Origin of the sequence: Pedobacter sp. HMWF019 (genome assembly GCF_003061025.1) — a bacterium.
GTDB lineage: Bacteria > Bacteroidota > Bacteroidia > Sphingobacteriales > Sphingobacteriaceae > Pedobacter.
Genome location: NZ_QAIL01000442.1, coordinates 1 through 4,019 on the forward strand (window position 1 = coordinate 1; position 4,019 = coordinate 4,019).

Consider the following 4,019-nt stretch of genomic DNA (forward strand, 5'->3'; position numbering starts at 1 on the left):
GTGTAACGTTTTCAGGATTTTATGTGAAATATTACCTTTTAAATTCTTACTTTTGCACGTTCAAACATATAACGAGTACCAAAGCATATAAATGAGACAACTCAAAATCACGCAATCCATTACCAATCGCGAAAGTCAGTCATTGGACAAATACCTGCACGAGATTGGTAAAGTAGATTTAATAACCGCCGAAGAAGAAGTAATACTAGCAAGGAAGATACGCGAAGGAGATCAGGCTGCACTTGAGCGCTTAACCAAGACCAATTTACGTTTCGTTGTTTCGGTAGCGAAACAATACCAGAATCAAGGTCTGACTTTAGGTGACTTAATTAACGAGGGTAATCTGGGCTTAATTAAAGCTGCCAAGCGTTTTGATGAGACAAAAGGTTTCAAGTTTATATCTTATGCGGTATGGTGGATTCGTCAGTCTATTTTGCAGGCGATCGCTGAACAAAGCCGTATTGTACGTTTGCCTTTAAACCAGGTAGGTTCTTTGAGCAAAATCAGCAAAGCTTTCTCTAAACTGGAGCAGGAATATGAACGCGAGCCTTCTCCGGAAGAATTAGCTGATATCCTGGAAACCACAGTAGATAAAATTTCTGATACGCTGAGCAATTCAGGACGCCATGTTTCTATGGACGCGCCTTTTGTTCAGGGTGAGGAAAATACCTTACTGGATGTACTGGAGAATCATGAACCAAATACAGACAGTAGTTTGATCAACGAATCTTTGTCGGAAGAGATCAAAAGATCTTTGTCTACACTTACAGAACGTGAGCGGGAGATTATTGTTCTTTTCTTTGGATTAAGCACGAATCATCCACTTTCTCTTGAAGAAATTGGTGAGAAGTTTAACCTGACCAGAGAACGTGTTCGTCAGATCAAAGATAAAGCGCTGCAACGTTTGCGTCATACTTCAAGAAGTAAAATTCTGAAGTCTTATTTAGGATAAGCTGATCCTCACCAGATCAACAAATTATAAAGTAAAAAAGATTGGGTACTCGCCCAATCTTTTTTACTTTTGTGGCATTCTAACCAAAAATTCTAGAAATGCTAAAGAAGTACCAATCAGAGTTTCAAAACTGGATTGAAAAAGAAAAAAAAGCAATTGAACTGATTAAAATAGTAGGTCAATTGTGGTTCGACAGATCTATCGAACTGGTCTTATTCCGTAAACCCTTATTTGATGTTGGCAGCAGCGAAATCCTGGCGCACCATCAGTACGCAAAAGAAGTCAGTGGAAAAGACATCAGTATTTATGAAACACTGGAACTGGCTACTGCCATTTCAAATTCCAGCCTTGCTCCTTCCCGTATTGATCTTGGAAGATTAGCTTCAGAGTGGCTGGAAGACAACCGAAATTATACTTCTGTTCATGATTTCATCATTGGCAGGCTCAGCAAACATATTGGCAAGGATAAGATCAGTCTTAAACCTAAAGATGTGGTTTTATATGGTTTTGGAAGGATTGGAAGAATTGCTGCAAGAGAATTGATCCTGCAAGCCGGAAAAGGAGAACAATTGCGTTTAAGAGCAATTGTAACACGCAGCTGCAGCGACGAGGAACTCATTAAGAGGGCTGAATTGCTCCGGACGGATTCTATCCATGGCCCTTTCAATGGCACCATTACTGAAGATTTTGACAGCAAAGCTTTAATTATTAATGGCCAGACCGTTAGTTTTATTGTTGCTAAGGAACCTGAAAATATAGACTATACTGCTTATGATATTGAAGATGCTTTACTCATTGACAATACCGGTGTTTACAGGGACCGCGAAGGTTTAAGCAGACACTTAAGCGCCAAAGGCATCAGTAAGGTTTTATTGACTGCACCTGCCAAGGGAGATATCCCGAATGTGGTTACGGGTGTCAATGATACAGATATCGATTTTGCTACAGAAAGCATCCTTTCCAATGCTTCATGTACAACCAATGCGATTGTTCCTGTTTTAAAACTTATTGATGAGGCTTTTGGCATTGAAAAAGGACATATTGAAACCATTCATTCTTATACCAATGACCAGAATCTGCTGGACAATTATCATAAAAAATACCGCAGGGGCCGCTCTGCTGCCTTGAACCTGGTGATTACAGAGACAGGCGCAGATAAAGCTGTAGCTAAAGTCATTCCGCATCTGGGCGGGAAGTTAACGGGCAATGCTGTTCGTGTACCTACGCCCAATGTTTCCCTGGCCATCTTGAATTTGTCATTGAACAAAGTGACTTCTCTGGATGAGGTGAAGGAACTGCTCAAACAGGCGTCTCTTTTTGGCGATTTGTCTGAACAGATTGAATATTCCAGCTCCAACGAACTGGTAAGTACAGACCTGATCGGAAACAGCCATGCCTCGATTATCGATGGCCCTGCAACCATCATCTCTAAAGATCAGAAGTCTGTGGTGCTGTATGCATGGTATGATAATGAATATGGTTATACCCGTCAGGTGATCCGGCTGGCTAAAAAGTTGGCTGGCGTGGTCCGCTTAACTTACTATTAGGATTATTAGGACATATAAAAGGCCGGCACAAAAAATTGCCGACCTTTTTTTTTGAATTCTCTAAAATTTAAAATTGGGACAGGACTGGTTTGGTCTTCATAATCCCTTCGATCTTCTCCATCACTTCAGCTGTCAGCAAAGGAACTACCTCCAGTGTGGTCAGGTTTTCTTTTAGCTGGGCGGTTTTAGAAGCTCCAAGAATCACTGTACTTACATTAGGATTTTTAAGGCACCAGGCCAATGACAATTTGGCCAGTGGAACATTCAGCTCATCGGCCAGGCTTTGCAGTGCAGTGGCTTTCTTCAATTTCTCTTCGTTCAGTACAGACTCCTTTAACCATTCCATTCCTTTTAAATCGAGACGGGTGTCCTTGGTTTTACCAGAGGTATATTTACCAGACAATAATCCGGAAGCCAGCGGAGACCAGATCGTTGTACCCAATCCGTATTCTTTAAAAAGCAATAGATATTCATTTTCCAATTTATGCCTTTCAATGAGGTTATACTGAGGTTGCTCCATAGTTGGGCCAATCAAATTGTATTGTTTGGCCACGCCTATCGCTTCCATAATTTCTGCTGCACTCCATTCTGAAGTTCCCCAATAAAGGATCTTTCCTTGTTGTAGCAGGGTATTCATTGCCCAGACAGTTTCTTCTATTGGGGTGTTTTTATCTGGCCGGTGACAAAAATAGAGGTCAAGATAATCTACCTGAAGTCTTTTCAATGCGCCATGACAGGCTTCAATAACATGTTTTCTGGACAAACCGACCCGATTTGGTCCTTTGTTCTCTGTACCGAAAAACACTTTGCTGGAAACAACAAAAGATTCCCGTTCCCATTGATGTGCTTTCAGGATCTTACCCATCACTTCTTCCGATTTGCCTGCTGCATAGCCTTCGGCATTATCAAAGAAATTGACGCCTGCATCGTAAGCGATGCCCATGAGTTCATCGGCTGTTTTATCACTGATTTGTTGTCCAAAGGTTAACCAGCTGCCTAGTGATAATGCACTGAGCTGTAATCCGGATTTACCTAAACGTCTATATTCCATATAAATTCATTTTTTTTATGCCCTTACAAGTTAAATCATTAGAGAAATAACAGACGAAAGCTGGTTAAGTTTTTACAATAGCATGTTGAGGTGTCATAAATTAATGATATATTAGATCATTGAAATGTCATAATTGACGATCAAACCTAAATTACTAACTTTTTTAACCGCTATGAAGATCTATTTTTTGTTACCCCTGGCTTTACTGTTTGGTTGCAGATGCGTTAAAAGTTACAACAACAATGTGCAGAACGGGAAGCAATTGCTTAAAGATGTAGAAGTACTTTCATCAGACGCCTACGAAGGACGGAAAGCAGGCACCAAAGGTGCCGAGAAAGCCAGAAAATATATTGAAGGCCGCTTTAAAAAGATTGGATTACTCCCTTTACCTACCCTGGGTAAATACGAACAGGAATTCACTTTCAAAGACAATACCGATAAGCTGGTGACTGGTAAAAATGTATTGGGA

General features: G+C 40.6%; 3 protein-coding genes and 1 pseudogene. 3 read left to right on the top strand and 1 reads right to left on the bottom strand.

What is annotated here, in order from left to right:
- The first annotated feature begins 91 nt into the window (after positions 1–91).
- Together DBR11_RS23440 and DBR11_RS23445 are read left to right on the top strand one after the other, a co-directional pair.
- On the top strand, positions 92–952 hold the full coding sequence (locus DBR11_RS23440; protein ID WP_008242129.1) for an RNA polymerase sigma factor RpoD/SigA: 861 nt from the start codon (positions 92–94) through the stop codon (positions 950–952).
- Between the two features lie 98 nt (positions 953–1,050).
- Positions 1,051–2,499, top strand: a complete 1,449-nt coding sequence (locus DBR11_RS23445; protein WP_108555027.1) for a glyceraldehyde-3-phosphate dehydrogenase — start codon at positions 1,051–1,053, stop codon at positions 2,497–2,499.
- A 67-nt stretch (positions 2,500–2,566) separates the two neighbouring features.
- On the opposite strand, the gene DBR11_RS23450 is transcribed toward DBR11_RS23445, so the two are convergent.
- Positions 2,567–3,550 carry an aldo/keto reductase gene (locus tag DBR11_RS23450; RefSeq protein WP_108555028.1) on the bottom strand — a complete coding sequence of 328 codons (984 nt, stop codon included), beginning with the start codon at positions 3,548–3,550 and terminating at the stop codon, positions 2,567–2,569.
- 172 nt (positions 3,551–3,722) lie between these two features.
- On the opposite strand from DBR11_RS23450, the pseudogene DBR11_RS23455 reads away from it, so the two are divergent.
- Positions 3,723–4,019, top strand: a pseudogene (locus DBR11_RS23455) (peptidase M20); the annotation flags it as partial.

Bases quoted from the DNA above. Each gene is read 5' to 3' on its own strand.
- DBR11_RS23440 (WP_008242129.1), top strand. From the start codon at position 92: ATGAGACAACTCAAAATCACGCAATCCATTACCAATCGCGAAAGTCAG.
- DBR11_RS23445 (WP_108555027.1), top strand. From the start codon at position 1,051: ATGCTAAAGAAGTACCAATCAGAGTTTCAAAACTGGATTGAAAAAGAA.
- DBR11_RS23450 (WP_108555028.1), bottom strand. From the start codon at position 3,550: ATGGAATATAGACGTTTAGGTAAATCCGGATTACAGCTCAGTGCATTA.